Source organism: Lysinibacillus sp. GW823-FHT02G10, assembly GCF_058797135.1.
In genome coordinates, this window is the sequence record NZ_JBXAJI010000001.1 from 441,958 (window position 1) to 464,724 (window position 22,767).

Consider the following 22,767-nt stretch of genomic DNA (forward strand, 5'->3'; position numbering starts at 1 on the left):
CATTAAATTCCTATCGTTGGTGGTCATTTACGTTAATTTACAGTATGATTAAGACAAAATAAGTTACATAACAAGAGTACAGTTAACTAAAGGATTGATGTGAAGATGACAATTTCCATGAAGGACGAAATTTTAAAAAGAATATTGACTGCTGATGGAGAAGCGGTTTCAGGTCAGGAATTAGCAGATTCTCTTGGTGTTTCAAGAACCGCTGTTTGGAAGCATATGCAAACATTACAAGAGGAAGGGTATACATTTGATACAATTAAGAAAAAGGGGTATGTATTGACAGGTGTACCAAATAGCTTGAGCCCCACACAGATTAAGCTTTTTTTAAAGACAGAGCATTTTGGACGTGAGATCCATTATTACGATGTAGTTGATTCAACACAAACAATTGCGCATAAGCTTGCACAGGAAGGAGCTCCACACGGTACAATTATTATTGGTGAGGAGCAAACAGCGGGGCGTGGTCGTATGGCTCGTCCTTGGGAGTCTGCACATGGGACAGGTATTTGGATGACCGTAATCGTTCGGCCAGATGTTACGCCCCAGCAGGCCTCATCCTATACACTTGTGGTGGCAGTAGCTGTCACAATGGCCATTAAAACCTTATATAAAGATGTAGAGCCAGCGATTAAATGGCCCAATGATTTATTGATTAATGGCAAAAAATGTACGGGGATTTTAACGGAAATGCAAGCAGAGGCGGATCTTGTGCAAGCTTTACTTGTTGGAATTGGCATAAATGCGAACCAAGCAGCAGCTGACTTTTCACCTGATATTGCGGATATTGCCACTTCATTACGATTAGAAGCTGGAGAAGAAATCAATCGTGCAGCACTTGTGGCCTCTATCTTACACTATTTAGAACAATTTACAGAACTATACGTTAAAGAAGGTTTTGCGAGTCTAAAGACACTATGGCAGCAAATGTCTTGTACAATTGGTCAACGTATAGAGGTAACGACGATACGCGAACGTTTTGAAGGGGTTGCCAGTGGTATTACAGACGATGGTGTTCTGCAACTGACACAGGACGATGGAACGGTTCGAACGATCTATGCGGGAGACATCAAAATATTATAAAAAAGAAGCTGCAAGTAATGTCCTATACTTGCGGCTTCTCATGTTGTTGCAAAAAGATGATGTCAACGGCAGAAAAAGCAACTTTGCAAGGTGAGGGGTTGATTTCCGTTCCGCCAGCGTCCTTTCCAGGGGGCGTCCGATGAGCCGCTTCACTCACTTACGTTCGCTCTAGGGTCTCATCTGTGACGCTAAATCCCCTAGGAGTGACGCTGGCTCCACTCCAATCAACCATTCTGCAAAAGTGTCTTTGCTTTATCTTTCATACTGGCCGTAGCGAACAAAATAATCCATTATTTGTATTATTAGAGAATCGATAGACTTTTATTTTCAATGTGGGGAAGTCATGCGTAACAGCATCTCTTCATAAAGAGTCGTGAACACCTTCACTTTATTTGAAAACCTTTGCTAAAAGGTAACACTTTTGTAGGTTGAAGTGGAAGGCTACTTGACTCCCGTGGGATCGGCGCTCGCCCACAGGAAAGAAAGTAGCCTGCAAAGGAAACCATTTTCACCTTTCACAAAAATTCTATTAATGGTTTTGTTTTTCAACAATATGAGAAGCTGCAAGTAACGTCCTGTACTTGCAGCTTCTTTTATTGACTATTCTTTATTTTAGTGACACATCTATATCACCATGTGATAAGGAAACATTCAGTTGGTGCTCACCCTTCGTTACCTGAGTCACGGTGCCATTTTGTTCTTCATCATTAATGGTCACATCACCGAAGTCTGTTTTGAGAGCGTAGCCTATATCACTTTGTTTGTTTTGTAAGTGAATCGTTGTATCGCCAAAACTAGAGGTAATGGTTGTTTGCCCATTTAATGTGCCATCTATATCGATATCTCCATGCTCGCTCTCAATAGTAAAGCCGTTACTAGTAAGTTGCTGAAGCGTCAAATCACCAAAGGACTGCCTAATCTCTGTTTTGTCACCCGTCGTGCTGTTGAAAGTAATATCTCCATAATCCTGGATGAGATTAAGCTGCTGATACTGGAGCCCATGAATGGCTGTATCGCCAAAATTACTGTCTATTACAATCGCCTCTATTTTTGTATCTTTTGGGACATAGAGTTTGATTGAAGGGGAAGAGAGGTTACCGAAGCCAAATTGAGAACCATCCTTTTTCTTTGCCATTGTTTCGATGGTTAAAGTTCCGTTATCAATATGATATGTTACATCTTCTTGCTCATGGACCTTTGTGTCTAATTTATAGTCACTATCACTTGCAACAATCTCCACATCTCCATAATCATTTATGATATTAATGCTTGTGAATGCATCTAAAGCATGAGACTGACTTATTAATTTAGTATTACTTGGGACATAAAGACCCTCTGAATCTTTAAGAATCAGCCAGCGACCCCCTGAAAAATAGCCAATCAATGCGAGTAGAATGCCTAATGCAATCATTGTCATGGCTATAAGGGTATTTTTTGACGTCATTTAGAAGTCCCCCTTTTTTTCTTCTTTGTCATTTTATGGAACAGTCTGCCTAATGTTTCAACAGAGACAACAACGGTTTTCTTGATAACACGAGCAACAACTGGGAACAGTAGGACACCCAAGCCCGTTACGATTAACCCGACACCCATAAAGAGCAGTGCGGTCGGCCAATGCTCTGTTAAAATTAAGAAACCTGAAATGATCGCCACAACGCCACCAGCAAAAATACTAATAACAGTTGCGACAATAGCAAAGATTAAGCTGATAATGACTGCGCCAAATGAAAAAATGAGTGCAATGGCTGTTGCAAGTAATGGCAATGAAAGGGGCGCAGACAGTATAGCTAGAATAATGAGCCAAATGGCAGACATATTCTTTTTTGTTGATTTTGCCGAGGAGGTTTCTAAATCCTTTAATGCGAAATCAGCTAATATTTGTGAGGCAACGTGTGAAGGAGAGCCAAGTTGTGAAATGACCTGATGCTCGTTTTCCTCTCCAGCCTCCTCAAAGTATTCTTCATAATAGGCAAGCGCAGCGTCTAACTCATGCGCAGGAAGCCGACGTAATTTTCCTCGTAGCTGTTTCAAATAGCTTGCTCTATCCATCTAAATTCCCTCCTAAAAGTACACAATCAACCTTTTCCTTATACATTTGCCATTCTTTTAATAGCTCTAATAATCGTATACGTCCTTGCTCCGTAATTTGATAATAGCGTCTATTTCTACCTTGATAAGGTTGATCGTACGTTGTTAAGTAATGCGCTTTTTGTAAGCGGCGTAATACAGGATACAGTGTAGACTCTGAAATCTCCATGACTGATTGTACCTGCTGTGTTAAAGAATAACCGTAGGCGTCCTCTTTCTCGACAATAGCCAGTACACAAGCATCAAGTAAAGCTGAACCAAGCTGAAATGTCATCTTTTCACCTCACATGTAATACCTATACTTCATTTTATATTATATGACATATAGTATGTGGATAGTATATGACGTATAACATTGATTGTCAATTCTAAAAGAAAATTTTTTCCAATGTTGTTAGACGAAGATATTGTAAGAAAATAATATTTGAAGATTAATAGGAAAATCTGTTATAGTATGTGCGAAGGGCAGTATCCATTGTGAACGGCACCTTCAAAAACGCAATAGACTATACTATCAAATATCTGCCTTGATCTTTTAGACAGGGACGGAAGAAAACGATACGTTCAAATATAGCTTTCATTTTGTAAGCTATTGCCTCTTTCAGGGGTCTTTTTATCATTGAACGACACACTACCCTTCTGTCTGTTTTCGGCCAGAAGGGTTTTTCTGTTTTCTTCCTTTAAAAAAGGAGGACTACAAAATGAAAACGACAACAGATTTTTTAAAGATGAAAGCGGCAGGCGAGAAAATCGTGATGGTGACGGCCTATGATTATCCAGCTGCTAAATTCGCGGAAGAAGCTGGCGTTGAGATGATACTAGTCGGGGATTCACTTGGAATGGTCGTGCTTGGCTATGATTCTACAATGCCTGTAACTGTAGCGGATATGGTTCATCATGCAAAAGCAGTAAGACGAGGGGCAAAGGATACGTTTATAGTCGTTGATATGCCCTTTGGTTCTTATCATGGCGATGTCAATGAGACACTCAAAACAGCCATTGCGATGATGCAACAAACAGGAGCAGATGCTTTAAAGGTTGAGGGGGCAGGTGAAGTTATACCTGTCATTCGTAAATTAACGTCAGCTGGTATTCCAGTAGTAGCTCACTTAGGCTTGTTGCCTCAATCAGCGGGAGTGCTTGGTGGTTATAAGGTACAAGGAAAAACAGCTGAACAGGCTGCTACACTGCTTGAAGAAGCAAAACAATGCGAAGCGGCTGGAGCTTGTGCAGTTGTGTTGGAATGTATTCCTCATCAACTGACAGAAATTGTTTCAGCTAGTCTTGTTATTCCAACCATTGGCATAGGCGCTGGTATTGAGGCTGATGGACAAGTGCTGGTGTATCATGACATGCTAAGCTACGGTTCGCACCATGTACCGAAATTTGTTCAACAATTTGCTGATATGGGCAAAGAAGCAAGCGCGGGGATGATGGGTTACGTAGAAGCAGTGAAAGCGGGTACTTTCCCAGCTCCAAAGCATTTCTTCACAATGAAAGAGGAAGCATTAGATCAGCTATATGGAGGCGTTAAATGATGAAAGTCATCACGACCATACAGGCATTAGCCACAGAAATTCAAGCAGCTAAGCATGCTCAAAAAACGATTGGACTTGTTCCGACAATGGGCTATTTACATGAAGGTCATTTAACATTAGCACAAACAGCTCGTGTAGAAAATGATGTCGTTGTGATGAGTATATTTGTCAACCCAACACAATTTGGGCCAAATGAGGATTTTGAAAGTTATCCTCGTGATTTGCCTAGAGATACTGCATTAGCTGAATCTGTGGGCGTTGATATTGTGTTCGCACCAAGTGTGGAAGAAATGTATCCTCAAGATGGAGGGATTCGTCTACATGCAGGTGAGCAGGCTACCATTCTTTGTGGTGCAAGTCGTCCTGGTCATTTTGATGGTGTTTTACAGGTTGTCTCTAAATTATTTCATTTAACACTGCCAACAAGAGCTTATTTCGGTCAAAAAGATGCACAGCAGGTTGCGATTATTGCGACAATGGTACGTGATTTTAATTTCCCTTTAGAAATGCGTGTTGTCCCAATTGTACGCGAGGAGGACGGTTTAGCGAAATCTTCTCGTAATGTCTATTTAAGTGAGTCAGAGCGACAAGAGGCTCCAGCAATCAATGAAGCATTACAGTTGGCTCGCGATAGCTTTTTAGCGAATGGTGATGCTGATAAAGCACTTGCAAAAGCAAAAGCTCATATTCATGCAAGAACATATGGCCGCATTGATTATATTGAATTATTAACATATCCAGATTTAACACCAGTGACAACTGCAACTCAGCAAGTTCTGTTGGCAGCAGCTGTTTATATAGGTAAAACACGTTTAATCGATAATTGTATTTTTACTGTGAAAGAGGGACTATAGTATGTTACGTATGATGATGAATAGTAAAATCCACCGTGCAACAGTGACACAGGCAGATTTAAACTATGTAGGCTCCATAACAATAGATGAAGATATTTTAGATGCAGTAGGTATGCTGGCAAACGAAAAAGTACATGTTGTTAATAACAATAATGGCGCTCGTTTTGAAACATATATTATAGCTGGTGAACGAGGATCAGGTGTCATTTGTGTTAATGGTGCAGCAGCAAGACTTGTGCAGCGTGGTGATATTGTCATTATTATTTCCTATGTGTATGTGGATAATCATGAGGCAAAAGACCATCAACCAACTGTAGCCATCATGGGAGAGGGCAATACAATTAAGGAAATGATCGCACACGAGCCAGAAGCAACTGTGATGTGAATTCAGCCATAGAATAAATTAATACTAGAGAGGAGGATGGCAAAGAATAGCCAATCCTCCTTTTTTGCGATTACGTTTATATCAAAAGTTACTGGCAAAAATTTGCTTTTATTACTATTGAACTAGTTAACAAAATTATAATTTTACAAATGTTCTAGTATTTTGCGTCATATTTATGTAGAATTTAGTTGTTAGTACATCATTTTACTAGTGGAGGTATCATTTGTCATGGAAAATAAACGTAACAAATTTTTAACAGTAACTGCAGCAGCATTGGCTGTAACAGCGGTAGCGGTAGTACCAGCATCAGCAGCAAGTCCTTTTTCGGATGTAAAGGAAAGTCATGCAGATTTTGAAGGCATTTCTACACTTTATGCAGCAGGGATTATTAGTGGTTACCCAGATGGTACATTCAAACCAGATACAAATGTCACACGTGGACAAGCGGCAAAAATGATTGCAGGCGCATTAAAATTGGATACAAAAGAAGTAGAGGATCCAAAATTTACGGATATTAGTGCATCAAATCCTTATTATGGCTCAATTGCAGCCCTTGTAGAATTAAATGTCATTACAGGCTATGGAGATAATACTTTCCGTCCAAACCAGACAATTACACATGGTGATTTAGCAAAAATTTTAGCATCTATCCCAACATTACCAGAGCTAGAAAGTGCAAAAAATCATGAGGCTAGTGAAAAAGTTACACGTGGACAACTGGCAACATTCATTGCTGAGGCTCTAACAAAATCAAACCCAGAAACACCAGAGACTCCAGAAACTCCAGAAACACCAGCAGATGCCTTCTCATTATCGATTTTACATGTGAATGATACACATGCTCGTGCAAATGAATTACCTAAATTGGCGACAGCTGTAAAAGAACAAAGGGAAGCAAAGAAAAATGTTTTAACATTACATGCTGGCGATGCATTTAATGGTACATTATATTTCAATGAATTCCATGGACAAGCAGATCTAGCGCTATTAAATGAAATTGGCTTTGATGCAATGGTATTTGGTAACCATGAATTTGATTTAGGTGCCTCTCCTGAAGGTCATCAAGCATTAGCGGATTTTGTTAAAGGGGCTAAATTCCCATTTGTAGATGCTAATGCTGATTTCTCAGCAGATGATAAATTCACTGGTTTATTTACAGACTTAATTTCAAGTGAACCTGAAAATGGTAAAATTTATTCTGGTATTGTAAAAGAAATTGATGGAGAAAAAGTTGGTATTTTCGGCTTAACGACTGAGGAAACGGTTGATATTGCTTCTCCTGATAAAGTAACATTTACAAATTATATAGAGGAAGCGAAAAAAGCTGTGGCAGCCTTTGAAGGAATGGGTGTCAACAAAATTATCGCTTTAACACATATTGGCTACAATGATAATCCGAATGTTGATAATGATATTTTACTAGCTAAAAATGTACCAGGCATTGATGTCATTGTTGGCGCACATGATCATACAAAATTAGACGAGCCATTCGTTGTTGATACAAATACAGTAGGTGAAGCGAAGGATGCTACATTAATTGTACAGGCCAATGAGTATGTAAAATACTTAGGTACGCTTGATGTAACATTTGATGGAGATGGCATAGTTACTGAATATGGTGGCGAATTAATCGACCTTGGTAAGGTAGCTGAAGACGAATCATTAGTAAAATTACTAGCACCTTATAAAGCAAAAGTAGATGAAGTGAACAACAAAGAAATCGGTGTAACACTAAAAGAAGCTTTAGCTAACCCACGTGCAAGTGAAACAAGTCTTGAAAGTGTGCGTAGTAATGAAACAGCCCTAGGTAATATCATTACAGATGGTATGCTAGCAAAGGCACAAAAATATACTGATAAAACGGTTGTAATGGCATTACAAAATGGCGGTGGTATTCGAGAAGCAATTCCAGCTGGGAATATTACAGTTGGTCAAGTAATTACAGTATTACCATTCGGTAATACATTAGCATTAATGGATGCAACAGGTGCTGAGCTAAAAGCAGCATTTGAAGTGTCCTTGAAAAATGCACCTAAAGAAAATGGTGGCTTCTTACACATTGCTGGAGCGAAATTACAATATGATTCGTCAAAAGAAGTAGGCTCACGTGTTGTATCTATCGAATATTTAGATAAAGCAACAGGTAAATATGTTGCTATTGAAGATGGTAAAACTTACACAGTAGCTACAAATGCCTATACTGCTAAAGGTGGAGATGGCCTAGATATGTTTGCTAAAGCATATGAAGAAGGTCGTGTTACAGATTTAGGCTTATCTGATTGGGAAAACCTTCAAGAGCAATTACTATCACTTAAAGAAGTGAAAACAACAACAGAAGGTCGTATTGTTGATGTAGCAAAAAAACAATAAGCGTAACGTTGTTTGAGTAAGCACTCCATAACGATTCTACAACGCAACCTTAGGGGATTGATTTCTCCAAGGTTGCGTTTTTTGTATGGATGCGGTGATTCAACAAAGAGGAGAAAGGATGCCGCAAAGCCAATAATATGATAAAATTCAACTTATCTAATGTGAACTGTGAGTTGAGATGTATGATGGAAAGTCAAAAATATGCAATTGTAGATTTGGAGACAACTGGTCATTCACCAGCCAATGGGGACCGGATGATTCAAATTGCCATTGTTATTATGAAGGATTGGGAAATTGAGCGTACCTATACGAAGTTCATAAATCCGGGGAAAGCTATTCCAACTTTCATTCAAGATTTAACGCATATAACGAATGAGGATGTAAAGGATGCCTTCCCATTTGAAGCGCATGCGGATTACATATATGAGCTACTTGCTGACTGTGTATTTGTTGCACATAATGCAGATTTTGACTTATCCTTTTTACAAGCAGAGTTTAAACGTGCTGGACTACCGAAATGGCAAGGTAAAAAAATGGATACGGTGGAGCTAGCTAAAATTTTGTTCCCTATGTCCCTTGGTTTTAAGCTAGGGGATTTAGCGGCCGATTTAAATATTGAGTTAGCAAATGCCCATCGAGCGGATGACGATGCTCGCGCGACAGCGGAGCTATTCAAGCATTGCTGGAAGGAGCTACTAAGTTTACCACAGCTTACACTTGAACAGATGCATAAGCGTTCCTTTCGCTTAAAATCAAATATTTCTCAGCTTTTTTTTGAGGCGTTGCAAATTAAGCGCCAGCATACGACGGGCCGCGAAAAAGTACACTATTACCGTAATTTTGCGATTGGCAATGGCCGAAATAAGCATGAGCATGTGACAGAAACGATTGCCTACCCTCAATCAGTAGATGAGAAAATAACTTTAATGTCAAAGGCACTGCCAAATTTTGAGGAACGTCCTGCACAATTTGACATGATGGACACGATTTGGCGGGCATTACATGAACAACAGGAGTGCGTGATTGAAGCTTCTACAGGTATTGGTAAAACTGCTGGCTATTTACTTCCAGCCATCTTATTTGCCCGTGCTGTCAATAAAAAGATTGCCATCAGTACGTATACTTCCTATTTACAAGAACAGCTTGTAGAAGAAGAGCTACCAAAGATTGAAAAAATCCTTGGGACAAAGGTGAATTTGTGTGTGTTGAAGGGAATGCAGCATTATATTGATCTCGATCGCTTTGAGCAATGTATGGCATATGCTGATGAATCCTATGATGATACATTTACTATTTTACAAATACTTGTGTGGTTGACCAAAACAGAGACTGGTGTGTTGAGCGAGCTCAATGTTTCTGGTGGCGGACAACTGTTTTTAGAGAAAATCCGAAAAATACCGAATGACAAGCCTTCAAAGGGCTTTGATTTCTATGAGCAAGCTTTAAAGAACAGTGCAGTTGCTGACTGTATTGTAACGAATCATGCCATGGTTTTAAGTGATTTAGTGCGTCAAACACCACTTTTTACAGAAATAGATGGCTGGATTATTGACGAGGCGCATCAATTTATTCAGGCTGCTATGCAGCAGGATGAAGTAGTCTTCTCCTATACACAATGGAAGTATATTTTTGGACAAATTGGTACGATGGAGGACACGGCTCTATTTCAACAGTTTTGCCAGGCAGCGAAGAAAAAACAGCGAGTAGCCATGCAAAATTTACAGCATCTTGATGCACAATTCATACGTTTGCAGCGGACATTTGATGAAACAATCCAGAGAACTATTCAAAAATTGCAACAGCAAATGAAAGGGAAACAAGCAGGTAGTAAATGTACCTTGTTTTTAGAGGATGTTTCATTTGCGAAAGAAACGTTTGCACAAGTAAGCAAACTAACCCAGCAATGGCTGGATCTCGCTACTAGCATTACACAGTCGTTCGAAAATGCGATTGAGCAGCTAGATAAAAACGATCAATATGTATTATCTGAATGGCAATATTGGATTCGAGAAGTGAAGATAAAAATTGCTGAATGGGACGATATTTTTCTGTCACCACAGGAAGGCAATTCTGTTTGGTTAGAATTTGATGTACGGAGTGTCCCTGGCAGTCTCCATGTTTTTAAGAAGCCTGTCAATGTGACGCCAATAATTGAACAAGTATTAGCACCATTACGTCAGCAAGCTAGTATTGTTTGGACATCAGGCACATTAACGGTACCAGGCAATGAGCGCTTTGTTACACGCCAGTTAGGCATTTCTGATAATGTTGAAGTCTTGAAACTACAAGCTCCGCCAGCCTACTATGCTGGGGCTAAGGCATTTATCGTCACCGATATGCCAGATATTCAGCATGTCAGCCAAGAAGAATACATTGAGGCTGTTGCCCATGCAATTACGCGGACTGTTCGAATGACAGAAGGGCGTTGCTTTGTACTCTTTACAGCACAGGATATGCTACGAAAAACAGTTGAGCTTATCCAAGATAGTGAACTATTAGATGATTACATGCTATTTGCACAAGGTGTTACAGGCGGTAGCCGTATGCGCATTCTAAAATCCTTCCAAAAATTTAGTCATGCCGTTCTATTTGGCACAAACAGTTTTTGGGAGGGGGTAGATGTTCCAGGAGATGCACTTGCCTCTGTTATTGTCGTACGATTACCATTTTCTTCACCAGAAGAGCCTGTTTTTAAGGCGAGGGCAAAGCATCTAACTACTCTAGGCCGCAATTCCTTTACGGAGCTTTCCTTACCAGAAGCGATCATGAGGTTTAAGCAAGGCTTTGGTCGATTAATACGTTCTTCGCAGGATAAAGGAGCTTTTATTGTCCTAGACCGACGAATTACTAGTAAGTCATATGGGAAAGAGTTTATTAAGGCATTACCACCTATCGATGTAAAGAAATTGCAGCTACCCGAATTGTTAAAGGAACTAAATCATTGGCAAAAATAGCAGAAACCCCTTTTAGCATTGCTAGAAGGGGTTTTTACGTATTGTATAAGCGTTTAAAGAAAGGCAATTGCTAGTATGATTCTCATTGCTTGTTTTTAGTTTGCTCATCAAAAAGGTTAGCATTACGAACGATTTCTGTAATATATTTCATAGTGATTGCCGTTGCTTGGTTGGCATCATAACTTTTGCGATTATTCAATAGGTTTGTAAACATACCTTGCCAAATTAATAGTGTAATTTCATTGATGGCATCAACATTGCCTTCAGTTAAGTAGCCTTCTTTTAAAGCGATCTCTAACATAGAACGCCCTCGTTTCGTTAGGCTGTGTTGAAATAAAATGGTCTTTAAATCATCAGGGATATTGATTAAATCATTGGGGTAAAAATTATAATAATTTTCCAATAGTGCTTCTGGTGTTTCCCCTAAATCCATGATAAAGACTGCGTGAAAAATCTGAGGTTGTTTAAAGGAATATTGACAAAAGCACTCCCAAGCCAATAAGTATTTTTCAATAGGATCTTTGCCTCTTTCTATGTAGCGAGCAACTTCGTTGGTATAGTCTTGCATGCATCTCATCGATGCAAAAAATAGAAGATGCGAGACTTCTGAAAAATAATTGTAGATAGTAGCACTGTTGTAACCTGCTTTATCAGCAACCTTTCGGATTGTGACATTTTCCAGCCCTTCTTCTTCGATGATTTCCGCAGTGGCATCTACAAAGTATTTCCACATACGACTCCTTTGTATTTCCTTTTTCTTCAAAGTAATATCCCCCTAACAAACAATTAATTACTGTAAAATCATTAATTAAATGTATATATTTACCTTTTTGTAGCTAATTTAAACTTATTATAGCATAGCAATTTTAATTATCTTCTTTCATTATAGCATTAGCTTTTGTCATTTTCAGAGTTGTGCATTAGAATTTCAGGTGATATACTAATCACAATTATTTTATAATCATGATTACTAAATAATCAAGATTCGGAATAATTAGACGAAGAGGATGTTATAACTAGGAGTCTTGCACTTAGACACAAGGGGAGGATTATACAATGAGTAAAAAAATTGTGACACAATTTGAGTGTACATATGAAACGATTGAAAACACATGGATCGAGTTAGCAGACGGCACAAGGCTTTCAAGTCGTATCTGGCTACCAAATGTAAAATTGGGAGAGAAAGTACCAGCCATTTTAGAGTATATTCCTTATCGTAAAACAGATGGGACAAGAGCAAGAGATGAGCCTATGCACGGTTATTTTGCAGGACATGGTTATGCTGTTGTGCGAGTGGATATGCGAGGTTCAGGTGAGTCAGATGGTTTATTAAAGGATGAATATCTAAAGCAAGAGCAGGATGATGCCCTTGAAGTCATTGAATGGATTGCTAACCAAAGCTGGTGTGATGGCAATATCGGGATGATGGGGAAATCGTGGGGCGGATTTAATTCTCTACAAGTAGCAGCTCGTCGACCAAAGGCGTTAAAGGCGATTATTACCGTAGGCTTTACAGATGATCGTTATAACAATGATATTCACTATAAGGGCGGTTGCTTGTTAAACGATAACTTCTGGTGGGGTGCTATTATGTTAGCCTACCAGTTACGTCCAATTGATCCACATATTGTTGGAGATAGCTGGCGTGATAAGTGGATGGAACGATTAGAAAATATGCCTTTATGGATGGCACAATGGATGGAGCATCAAACAAGAGACGATTATTGGAAACATGGTTCAGTTTGTGAGAATTATCAAGACATAGAAATCCCAGTTTTTGCGCTAGATGGCTGGGAAGATTCCTATACAAACACAGTCTTAAGTTTAATGGAAGGGCTTTCTGTTCCGAGAAAAGGCATCATTGGCCCATGGGCACATGTTTATCCCCACGATGGAGTGCCGGGTCCAGCAATGGGCTTTCTACAAGAAGCTGTGAAATGGTGGGATCATTGGTTAAAAGGAATAGACAACGATGTAATGGATGGATCAATGGTGAATGTCTGGGTAGAAGAGAGCATGGAGCCATCCGTTAAGAAACCAATCAGCAAAGGCTATTGGGTTGGTTTAGAATCGTGGCCAGCAGATGAATGGATACAAACTAAGGTGTATCAACTGACACATGGAAAACTAGTAGAAAACCGCAGTGAGCAACAAGAGCAAGTCCTACTAAAAACTCCTCAAAATCATGGACTTTTATCTGGTGAATGGATGGGCGCTGGCGTACTAGGTGAAAGTCCAGCAGACCAACGATTAGATGATGGAATGGCCATGGTTTTTGAAACGGATAGGCTAGAGAAAGCCTTAGAGATTGTGGGCTATCCAAAATTTGAAGTGGAATTAATGAGTGACAAACCACATGCAATGCTATTTGCACAGCTATCAGACGTAGCACCCGATGGAGCTGTCACTCGTGTATCCTATGGCGTGATGAACCTGACACACTTAAATGGGCATGATCATGTTGACCTGTTAACACCTGGTGAAAAAGTGAAGGCCTTTGTTCAGTTAGATTGCTGTGGCCATCAATTTAAAGCGGGGCATCGTTTACGCCTATCCTTAGCTACAACGTTTTGGCCGATGTTTTGGCCAATGCCAGAAGACGCTACATTGACATTAAATCTAGAAACGGCTACCTTATCATTGCCAACCTTCCATGGTCAGCAGGTAGTAGGACCTAATATGAATGCTGAAAGTGCACCATTAACGCCAATCACAACGCTGCAAGAAGGAAGAGTTGATCGTTCTATATCCTATGATATTTTAACAGATACATGGACATGCATTACAGATGGGGTTGGAGGCGTATTTGGTGAAGGTATTTATCGCTTTGATGATATTGATGTCACTGTAGAACATAATTTGAAACGAGAATTAACCTTAACGAATGCTGATCCACTGTCAGCTCAGTATACAATCTATCAAAAGATGAAAATTGGTCGTGAAGGCTGGTGGATTGACGCGGATATTACGGTTACCAAAACATCTGATCAGGAAAACTTCCAAATTGTTGGGGAAATGGTCATCAAAGAAAATGACAAACAAGTCTTCCATAAGGAATGGAATCAAAAAATTAAACGTCATGGCTTGTAAATAACATATAAGGGGTAAACATATGGAAGCTAAGTTAAAAAAGAATACAGCTACTTTAGTTATTTTAGCTGTTTCAGGTGCCTTAATTTACGCATTGCCTTATTTTAGAAACTACTATTATGATGTCTTTCTGGATGCATTTCATTTAACCAATACACAAATGGGGACACTTGGTAGTGCGTATGGTGTTTGTTGTTTAATTTCCTATATTTTTGGAGGATTTTGTGCAGATCGTTGGAAAACGAAATATTTATTAACCATTTCTTTAGTAGCCACAGGATTATTAGGGTTTACATTATTATTGTATCCACCCTATCCAGTACTTCTACTGATTCATGCTGCTTGGGGAATCACGTCCATTATGACGTTCTGGGGAGCATTAGTAAAAGCGGTTCGTTCTTTAGGCTCTGAAAATGAACAAGGAAAAGCTTTTGGATTTTTTGAAGGCGGACGTGGTGTAACCAACATTATTCAATCTGCTGTGATTTTAGGGATCTTTGCTTTTTTTGCAAAACATATGAGTGATAAAATGGCTCTTTCAGCAGTTATTACAGTGTATTCTGTGATTTGTCTTTTGTTGGGCCTCATGATTATGATGCTGTATAAAGATCCAGATCAAGCAACTGTCAGTCCAGAAGATAGAGAGAGCAGTAAAACGTTTGATTGGGCAGTCCTTTGGAAAGTGTTGAAGATGCCAACTACCTGGCTTGCGACTATACTTATCTTTACGTCCTACGCGATGATTATTAGCTATTATTACATTACACCTTATGCAACGGCCGCATTTGGTGCGTCTACGTTAATTGCTGCGGCTTTGGGCTACTTCTCGCAATATTGTCGTCCAATTGGTAGTTTTAGTGCAGGAATCATAGGCGACCGAATTGGTGTGTCGAATATGGTGTTAATCGGCTATATTTTATTAGCATTTGGTTTAGTAGGGCTCATTTTATTACCAGGAAAAGCTTCTTTTATCCTTATGCTTTTAGTGTTCATTGGGATTATCTATACATCTATGTATGCTTTGCAAGCGATGCATTTTGCAATTCTAGTAGAAGGCGATTATCCAGTAGAATCAACAGGAACTGTGTCCATGCCACTGATGATAATTGGTTATAGTGGTGAAATCTTTATGCCAATTATTGCAGGTGCTTGTTTAGATTACTGGGGTGGCACAGCGGGCTATAAAGTATTCTTTGGTATTTTATTAGGCTTAGCTATTATTGGATTCATTACAGTAGTCATTTGGCAGCGTGTGACGAAAGAAAAACGCCGAGAAATTGCTTTACAACGAAAGCTTTCCAAGGAACAGGCACTTACTTAATTTAGTTTAGAACTAACATTGGTTTCTTCCAAAGCGAGCTTTTTTTAAACATAATGATGAATAGCTAAAAAGGCTGCGAATAGTTTTTTACTATTTATACAAGTTGATTATTCACTAATCAATATGTAAACACGGAAACAGAGGCGTCAAGATAATGACGCCTCTATTTTCGTCTCCGGTTTTGTATGATCCAGTAAAAATTCCACACGATTTCCACCATGGTGTTTGCCCATCACAAAGCAAGTCACTCTAATAATGATATACATAACAATGCTATCTAGTTTATCTGTTACCTCTAGCCAATGGGATTCATTTTTATCTATTCAAATATTATCCATGGATAAACATAACCAAATAGTATCTCTCGTATGCCAGAAGAATGGATACGATTGATTTCTAGCCACAAAAGAATGATCATGGACATCACTCAATATATCTTCGATGGAGACCATTTTGGAATTAAATGCTGTCCTAACACAATAGGATCTAGCAGCTTATCTGTTGGGCTATTGCGCTAACAGGGGGGATGAGAGCGAACATAACTAGGATAATAAGTGTGAATAAATTTATTTTTCTGACTATTGTATTTTCCATGTAAGGGTCATAGCTCCTATTCTACAGTTACTAAATTATATGTAAACAATTGAATAGCCTATTACAAGATATTTGCTAAAACATTATTATAGACCATAATAGCAAGATTGAGGACGAAATAAAAGGGTGGTTCCTGATAATATAATGTCTAACAAACAGCATGGAGGCTTATATTATGTCAAAAATTCAGCAATTTTATGATTTACATTTTTCACAAGAGCTATTATTTATTGGGAATGCTTGGGATGTTATATCAGCATTAACATTAGAAAAGGCAGGCTTTCAAGCAATCGGTACAACAAGCTGGGGCATAGCGAACTCACTTGGCTATGCAGACGGTGAACAAATCGATTTTCAACGACATCTAACAATTATTCAATCCATTACAGAGCAAGTCAAGATACCCGTATCAGCAGATATAGAAGCGGGGTATGGCCATGATGAACAAAGTATTATCGACAATGTTTTGAGAACGGCAGATGTAGGAGTAGCAGGGATTAACATTGAAGATTCCCTTAAACATCAAACAGGCTTAAGGAGCATAATTGAACACTGTTATTTATTAACAAACATGAGGAAAGAATTAGATAATCATGGCTATAAAGATTTCTTTATTAATGCTCGAACAGATACGTATTTTCAATTAGAGCAACCATTTGAAGAAACAATAACAAGAGCAAAAGCTTATATTGAGAGCGGAGCAAGTGGTATATTTATCCCAGGCTTAACAGATGCCAATGAAATAAGCGCGATGACTCGTAATATAAATGCGCCCATTAATCTTCTTTCATTACCTAGTTTAACGAATGTCAAGCTACTAAAAGAATTAGGGGTGAAACGCTTTAGCTTTGGAAATGCACTTTCAGATAAAATAATTGCGCATTTAACACAGCATGCTGCACAATTATTAAAAGACCAAGATACTTCTGCGTTATATATATAGTCGATGGGAATGAGGTGAGATAATCGTGGACAATGCCATCAATTTATCTTTTGAGGAAAAGTGGGAAAAGATTATAACATGTGATCAAACCTATGATGGGCTTTTTTATACAGCGGTTAAAACTACTAAGATTTATTGCCGTCCTTCCTGTAAATCCAGAAAGCCGAAAAAGATGAATGTTGAATTTTATGAAGATATCCAAAAGGTAGAGGCGGCTGGCTATCGGGCATGTAAACGATGTCAGCCTGAAATAGAACATTCCCCACACACGCAATTGATTAAAAATGTCACGACTTTTATTATGAACGAATATAAACAAAGAGTGACTTTACAGGATATGGCGGAGCATGTTGGCCTCAGTCCCTTTCACCTTGAACGACTATTTAAACAAGAGACTGCTGAGACGCCTCGAACATATTTAGAGAAAATCAGAATTGATAAGGCTGCCCATCTATTAAAACATACCGACTTTACAAATTTAGAAATATGTTATGAAGCTGGCTTTCAAAGCCCATCTAATTTTTATAAAGTTTTTCGACGACTGAAAAATTGTTCGCCTACAGAATACCGTAACCTATCGTTGCAGGGGGACATGATATGAAATGGACAAACGATGTTGGCTATTTAGTTATCGAGTTACCACAATCATTTAATTATAGAGAGTGTTTGCAGTTCTTAAAGCGCTCACATCACGAAATACTTCACCATATAAAGGATGATGTGCTCTACAAATTATTGAAGATTGATGAACAATTTATTTTATGTGAAATAACTGAACAAGCACATAAAATAATAGTAATATTTCCAATGAAACAGCCAGCTAGCCATGAACAGGCAATCATCGCACAATATATCGCAGAGTGGTTTGATTTAACAAAGGATTTGCAGGGGTATTACCAGATGGCTAAAAACGATCAAATCCTAAAGCCACTTGTGAAGAAATATAACGGATTACGGTTAATCGGGATTCCTGATTTATTTGAAGCATTAGTTTGGGCAATTATTGGTCAACAAATAAATTTAACTTTTGCCTATATGTTAAAAAAGAGATTTGTCGAGCATTTTGGAGAATATGTTTACTTTGAGGGGCAAAGCTACTGGCTGTTTCCAACGCCAGAGAGAATAGCCGTTATTGAGGTAGATGATTTGATCCACCTCCAATTTACAAGGAGGAAATCAGAATACATTATTGATATTGCCAATATTATCGCAAGCGGACAATTGACAAAAAATTTGCTGTGGCAACAAGAGGACTACGAAGCCATGAAAAAACGATTAATGGACATTCGAGGAATTGGTGCATGGACAGCAGATTATGTGCTTATGAAATGTCTGCAAAAACCGACAGCATTTCCTATAGCAGATGTAGGTCTACATAATGCTTTAAAAATACAACTAGCATTAGAACGAAAACCAACAATTGAAGAATTAAAGAACTATGCGGAACATTGGCAAGGCTGGCAAGCTTATGCCACCTTTTATTTATGGAGGTCACTGTATGAAACGGTATAAATTAGATTATTCATCACCAATTGGGATTATAGAAGTTGAGGGAAGTGATACAGCAATTGATGCCATTAACTTTGCAGAGCGAGAGCAGGTCGTCAATGCTCCTCAGCAAGACACACCTGAAGTTTTACTAGAATGTGTTAAGCAATTGCATGAGTATTTTCTAGGTGATCGTCAGGAGTTTTCATTTCCTTATGTTTTTCGAGGTACAGATTTTCAACAAGCTGTTTGGCATGTTTTACCGAGTGTAGGATTTGGTGAAACGGCTTCATATAAGGATATCGCCATTGCTATTAACAATGAAAAAGCTGTAAGGGCTGTTGGTAGTGCGAATGGTAAAAATAATATCAGCATTGTTGTGCCATGTCATCGAATTATCGGCTCCAATGGAACGCTGACAGGTTATGGAGGCGGGATGTGGCGCAAAGAATGGCTGCTTCAGCATGAGCAGACACATAAAAATTTATCCAAGTAACGCCATTCATCAGAGTACGTCATTTCGCCATTTGTACACAGTATAAAAAAGAGGTTATTGCAAAAAATAAGACCGTCAAAATGGCGGTTGTAATGACTAGTCTTTGTCATTTTATCGCTTCTTATGACACCTCCCTGCTAAGAAATATAGCTTGGAGTATTGAAAATAAAGGAGGTGTACACATGAGCGTGCTTTATAGAATCGCCTTAGTACTAGTTATTATAGGTGCAATCAACTGGGGACTCATTGGATTCTTTAGATTTGATTTAGTGGCTTATTTATTTGGTGGACAAACGGCGGTCTTATCTCGTTGGGTTTATGCACTCGTTGGTCTTGCTGGGCTAATTTCGATTCCAATTCTTGTAAAGCGATTTGAAGACGAGGATGATGTAGATACATTTACTCGTATGGATAGAAATCCTAGCTATGGCATGGAGGCTGGAGAAGAAACAGATTTCTCAGAAGTAAGAAAAACGGAAGAGAAAAAAGAGAATAAATAGTTAAACTGTAAAAACTAGTGACCATGTTGTCGCGTCAGTTTTTTCAAAATATTCGCGTAGCTATTGACTACGCGAATATTTATTTTTTAGGATTAGTCCTGATTACTTGGAAATGCAAAGGAAGAGTTTACGTCATTCCCTAGTTCTATCCATTTTTCTGAAATGGTTTTCGCTTTTGTGAAGAAACGTACTTGGTCAGGTCCAAACATATGCCCCTCACCAAATCTTGAACGTTTCCAGCCACCAAAGTTATGATAGCCTACTGGAATAGGAATGGGTACATTGACACCTACCATACCTACTTCAATTTCAGTGGTAAACTTTCGAGCTGCTGCACCATTGTTCGTAAAGATGGTTACACCATTTCCTAATTCATGGGCATTAATAAGGGCTATAGCTTCCTCTAATGATGCCACGCGGACGACATTACGTGCAGGTCCAAAAACCTCTTGTTCATAAATTTCCATTCCAGGCTTTACATGATCGAGTAATGTAGGTCCAAGATAGAAACCGTTCGATTGTTTGGAAATTTCCGGATTTCGCCCATCGCAGACCAATGTTGCGCCTTCTTCTAGGCTACGATCGATATAGCCAATGATGGCATCCTTTGATTGCTGAGTAATGACTGGTCCAAAATCAACTTCGGCATCTGTATAGGGACCCACTTTTAATTTGGCAATTTTATCAGCAAGAATACCCACTAATTTATTGGCTGTATCCTCCCCAACAGGAATAATGGTTGACAGTGCCATACAACGCTGGGAGGCAGCTCCATAGGCAGCCCCTAAAAAGGCATTTGCTACATGCTCTAAGTCAGCATCTGGCATAACCACCATATTATTTTTACCTCCCCCAAGTGCTGTGACACGCTTCCCATGTTTAGAGGCTGTAGCATAAATGGCTTCTGCAACTTGCGTAGAGCCTACAAAGGAAATCGCTTCAATGGCAGGATGGCATAACAGCTCATTAACAGCATCTTTGTCTCCATTAATAACAGTCCAAACCCCATCTGGTAAGCCTGCCTCTTTCCACAGCTCTGATAAAAATAATGCTGAGCAAGGAACCCGCTCTGACGGCTTGAGAATCACACAGTTTCCTACAGCCACCGCCATACTTGTAATTGCTAGCGGTACCATGACAGGGAAATTAAATGGTGAAATAGCCGCTACAATGCCTAATGGTTCTTTCAGAGAATAGGCATTGATATGACCACCAACATTCACCGAATACTCTCCTTTAAGTAAATGGGGGGCATTGATAGCTAAATCAACAGATTCTAAACCGCGAGTAATTTCGCCCTTGGCATCCTCAATCGTTTTGCCACTCTCTGTACAAATCATATCAATTAGTTCATCGATATTTTCTGTTATGAGTTGGCGGAATCTAAGGGTAATTTCAGCTCGTTTACCAACTGATAAGGCACGCCAAGCAGGAAAAGCCGCTTGGGCAGCAGCAATCGCTTCCTGTACCTCTTGTTTTGTTGCCAAAGGTACGCGAGCAATGACAGTACCTGTGCTTGGGTTGTAAACATCTGAAAACTGACCGCTTTTCCCTTGAACTGTTTGTCCATTGATAAAATGACCTAAATCCTGTATGTCTGTATTCGTTACCATCTAGCTATTCCTCCTACAGTTTAATAGAATGTAAGGCTTGTACAAATTTTTCAACAATGAAATTCGTCTCGTCTGTGGAAATAATCAGAGGAGGAGATAAGGTTAACACATTATTGAAACCTGCCACGGTTACCCCATTTTTCCCAATGAGTAACCCTTGTTCCTTACATTGTGTGATCACTTTGTTCACAAGTGTAATGTCGAGGGGTGTTTTGCTATCTTTATCTTGTACTAGCTCTACGCCAATTAATAAGCCTTTCCCACGAATATCCCCAACATTTGGGTGCTCCTTTAATTGCTCCTGTAATGTAGTGAGTAATGTAGCACCTAGTGCAGCCGAGTGGGCAAATAAATTTTCCTTTTCCATTATTTCAATATTTTTTAATGCGACGGCACATGCTGCTGGTGATCCACCGAATGTGTTGACATGACGGAAAAAGTCATATTCCTCAGTTCCAGCAAACGCCTCATAAATTTCACGACGAACAGCTGTAGCAGACAGTGGCATATAAGCGCTTGTTAAGCCTTTTGCCATAGTCACAATATCAGGCTGAATGCCGTAGTTTTGGAATCCAAAAGCTTTGCCTGTACGACCAAAACCACAAATGACTTCATCGACAATGAGTAGTGCGCCATGCTTCTCACAAACAGCTTTAACTCCCTGTAAGTAGCTGTCGTGGGGCATAATTACACCACCGCCAGTAATAATAGGCTCCATAATGACTGCTGCTATGGAATCTGACATTTCCCAAGTCATGACATGATCGATTGCTTGGACGGATGGTAATGCACAAGGGTCCTTACTTTGAATATGGTCTTCATTGGCACGATAAGCGTCAGGTGGAGTGACATGTAAAAAACCTGGTGCCAGTGGCTCATATTTATACTTTCGTTGAGCTTGTCCAGTTGCTGCAAGAGCACCCATCGAGCTACCATGATAGGCCCGGTAACGAGAAATAATTTTCGTTCGATTGACGTGACCTTTTTGTTGATGATATTGTCTAGCTATTTTGAAGGCTGCCTCATTTGCCTCGGAGCCACTATTGGAGAAGAAGACGACATAATCATCCCCTAAAAGCTCATTAATTTTTTCACTTAATTGAATAGCAGGGATATGCCCAACAGATAATGGGGTATACGTATTTTCTAGCAATTGCTCATAGGCAGCTTTGGCAATCTCCTCACGTCCATAGCCAACGTTCACACACCATAAACCTGCCATTGCATCTAAATAACGCTTGCCTTCAATGTCAGTAATCCATGCCCCTTTAGAGGATTGGACGATCATTGTTGCATTTGGATTGTAGGGCTTCATAGAATGCCATACGAATTGTTCATCTTTTACTTGCCAATTGGGACTTGTTACATTTGTCACGAAGCTTCACTCCTTCTAAACAGGTAGTTGATTAGCATGCATATGTTTTCCTCAGATGTGGACAACAAA

General features: G+C 39.3%; 19 protein-coding genes. 13 read left to right on the forward strand and 6 right to left on the reverse strand.

Annotated elements, in window-relative coordinates; translation table 11 throughout:
- The first annotated feature begins 105 nt into the window (after positions 1-105).
- Positions 106-1,089, forward strand: coding sequence for a biotin--[acetyl-CoA-carboxylase] ligase (locus AC1RFD_RS02255; protein WP_257961416.1), 984 nt, complete (start codon positions 106-108; stop codon positions 1,087-1,089).
- Positions 1,090-1,696: 607 nt separating this feature from the next.
- Here the strand turns inward: AC1RFD_RS02255 and AC1RFD_RS02260 are convergent.
- The 3 genes from AC1RFD_RS02260 to AC1RFD_RS02270 are packed head-to-tail and all read right to left on the reverse strand — an operon-like array spanning position 1,697 to position 3,451.
- Positions 1,697-2,533, reverse strand: a complete 837-nt coding sequence (locus tag AC1RFD_RS02260; protein WP_374805643.1) for a DUF4097 family beta strand repeat-containing protein — start codon at positions 2,531-2,533, stop codon at positions 1,697-1,699.
- Positions 2,530-3,138, reverse strand: a complete 609-nt coding sequence (locus tag AC1RFD_RS02265; protein ID WP_374805644.1) for a DUF1700 domain-containing protein — start codon at positions 3,136-3,138, stop codon at positions 2,530-2,532. Before AC1RFD_RS02265 ends, AC1RFD_RS02260 begins: the two co-directional genes overlap by 4 nt.
- A complete protein-coding gene (locus tag AC1RFD_RS02270; RefSeq protein ID WP_004232706.1) occupies positions 3,131-3,451 on the reverse strand; it encodes a PadR family transcriptional regulator in 321 nt (106 codons plus the stop codon). The genes AC1RFD_RS02265 and AC1RFD_RS02270 overlap by 8 nt, the downstream gene beginning before the upstream one ends.
- A gap of 427 nt (positions 3,452-3,878) precedes the next feature.
- Here AC1RFD_RS02270 and panB point away from each other — a divergent pair, with 427 nt between their 5' ends.
- From panB to dinG, 5 genes are all read left to right on the forward strand, one after another.
- Entirely contained in the window at positions 3,879-4,715 is an 837-nt protein-coding gene (panB, locus tag AC1RFD_RS02275; RefSeq protein ID WP_066037629.1) for a 3-methyl-2-oxobutanoate hydroxymethyltransferase, read from the forward strand.
- Complete coding sequence (panC, locus tag AC1RFD_RS02280; protein WP_492474869.1) at positions 4,715-5,569, forward strand: pantoate--beta-alanine ligase; 855 nt, start codon at positions 4,715-4,717, stop codon at positions 5,567-5,569. The genes panB and panC overlap by 1 nt, the downstream gene beginning before the upstream one ends.
- Position 5,570: 1 nt before the next feature.
- The gene (panD, locus tag AC1RFD_RS02285; RefSeq protein WP_009370842.1) at positions 5,571-5,954 is read left to right on the forward strand and encodes an aspartate 1-decarboxylase; all 384 of its coding nucleotides are present in this window, start codon (positions 5,571-5,573) and stop codon (positions 5,952-5,954) included.
- Positions 5,955-6,182: 228 nt separating this feature from the next.
- A complete protein-coding gene (locus tag AC1RFD_RS02290) occupies positions 6,183-8,324 on the forward strand; it encodes a 5'-nucleotidase C-terminal domain-containing protein (RefSeq protein WP_492474447.1) in 2,142 nt (713 codons plus the stop codon).
- A 182-nt stretch (positions 8,325-8,506) separates the two neighbouring features.
- Complete coding sequence (gene dinG / locus AC1RFD_RS02295) at positions 8,507-11,278, forward strand: ATP-dependent DNA helicase DinG (RefSeq protein ID WP_492474448.1); 2,772 nt, start codon at positions 8,507-8,509, stop codon at positions 11,276-11,278.
- 82 nt (positions 11,279-11,360) lie between these two features.
- On the opposite strand, the gene AC1RFD_RS02300 is transcribed toward dinG, so the two are convergent.
- Complete coding sequence (locus tag AC1RFD_RS02300) at positions 11,361-12,011, reverse strand: TetR/AcrR family transcriptional regulator (protein WP_054550961.1); 651 nt, start codon at positions 12,009-12,011, stop codon at positions 11,361-11,363.
- A gap of 323 nt (positions 12,012-12,334) precedes the next feature.
- Here AC1RFD_RS02300 and AC1RFD_RS02305 point away from each other — a divergent pair, with 323 nt between their 5' ends.
- The 7 genes from AC1RFD_RS02305 to AC1RFD_RS02335 all read left to right on the forward strand — a co-directional run bounded on the left by AC1RFD_RS02305 (position 12,335) and on the right by AC1RFD_RS02335 (position 19,710).
- The gene (locus tag AC1RFD_RS02305) at positions 12,335-14,368 is read left to right on the forward strand and encodes a CocE/NonD family hydrolase (RefSeq protein WP_492474449.1); all 2,034 of its coding nucleotides are present in this window, start codon (positions 12,335-12,337) and stop codon (positions 14,366-14,368) included.
- Positions 14,369-14,390: 22 nt separating this feature from the next.
- Complete coding sequence (locus AC1RFD_RS02310) at positions 14,391-15,689, forward strand: MFS transporter (protein ID WP_048389869.1); 1,299 nt, start codon at positions 14,391-14,393, stop codon at positions 15,687-15,689.
- A gap of 769 nt (positions 15,690-16,458) precedes the next feature.
- Entirely contained in the window at positions 16,459-17,226 is a 768-nt protein-coding gene (locus AC1RFD_RS02315; protein ID WP_048389871.1) for an isocitrate lyase/PEP mutase family protein, read from the forward strand.
- 25 nt (positions 17,227-17,251) lie between these two features.
- A complete protein-coding gene (locus AC1RFD_RS02320) occupies positions 17,252-17,827 on the forward strand; it encodes a bifunctional transcriptional activator/DNA repair enzyme AdaA (protein WP_066037633.1) in 576 nt (191 codons plus the stop codon).
- Positions 17,824-18,738 carry a DNA-3-methyladenine glycosylase family protein gene (locus AC1RFD_RS02325; RefSeq protein ID WP_492474450.1) on the forward strand — a complete coding sequence of 305 codons (915 nt, stop codon included), beginning with the start codon at positions 17,824-17,826 and terminating at the stop codon, positions 18,736-18,738. The genes AC1RFD_RS02320 and AC1RFD_RS02325 overlap by 4 nt, the downstream gene beginning before the upstream one ends.
- Positions 18,725-19,210, forward strand: a complete 486-nt coding sequence (locus AC1RFD_RS02330; RefSeq protein WP_048389877.1) for a methylated-DNA--[protein]-cysteine S-methyltransferase — start codon at positions 18,725-18,727, stop codon at positions 19,208-19,210. The genes AC1RFD_RS02325 and AC1RFD_RS02330 overlap by 14 nt, the downstream gene beginning before the upstream one ends.
- Positions 19,211-19,392: 182 nt before the next feature.
- Complete coding sequence (locus AC1RFD_RS02335) at positions 19,393-19,710, forward strand: DUF378 domain-containing protein (protein WP_048389879.1); 318 nt, start codon at positions 19,393-19,395, stop codon at positions 19,708-19,710.
- A 92-nt stretch (positions 19,711-19,802) separates the two neighbouring features.
- Here AC1RFD_RS02335 and AC1RFD_RS02340 read toward each other — a convergent pair whose 3' ends face one another.
- Complete coding sequence (locus AC1RFD_RS02340) at positions 19,803-21,323, reverse strand: CoA-acylating methylmalonate-semialdehyde dehydrogenase (protein WP_492474451.1); 1,521 nt, start codon at positions 21,321-21,323, stop codon at positions 19,803-19,805.
- 13 nt (positions 21,324-21,336) lie between these two features.
- Positions 21,337-22,698 carry an aspartate aminotransferase family protein gene (locus tag AC1RFD_RS02345; protein ID WP_305193348.1) on the reverse strand — a complete coding sequence of 454 codons (1,362 nt, stop codon included), beginning with the start codon at positions 22,696-22,698 and terminating at the stop codon, positions 21,337-21,339.
- Between the last annotated feature and the right edge of the window lie 69 nt (positions 22,699-22,767).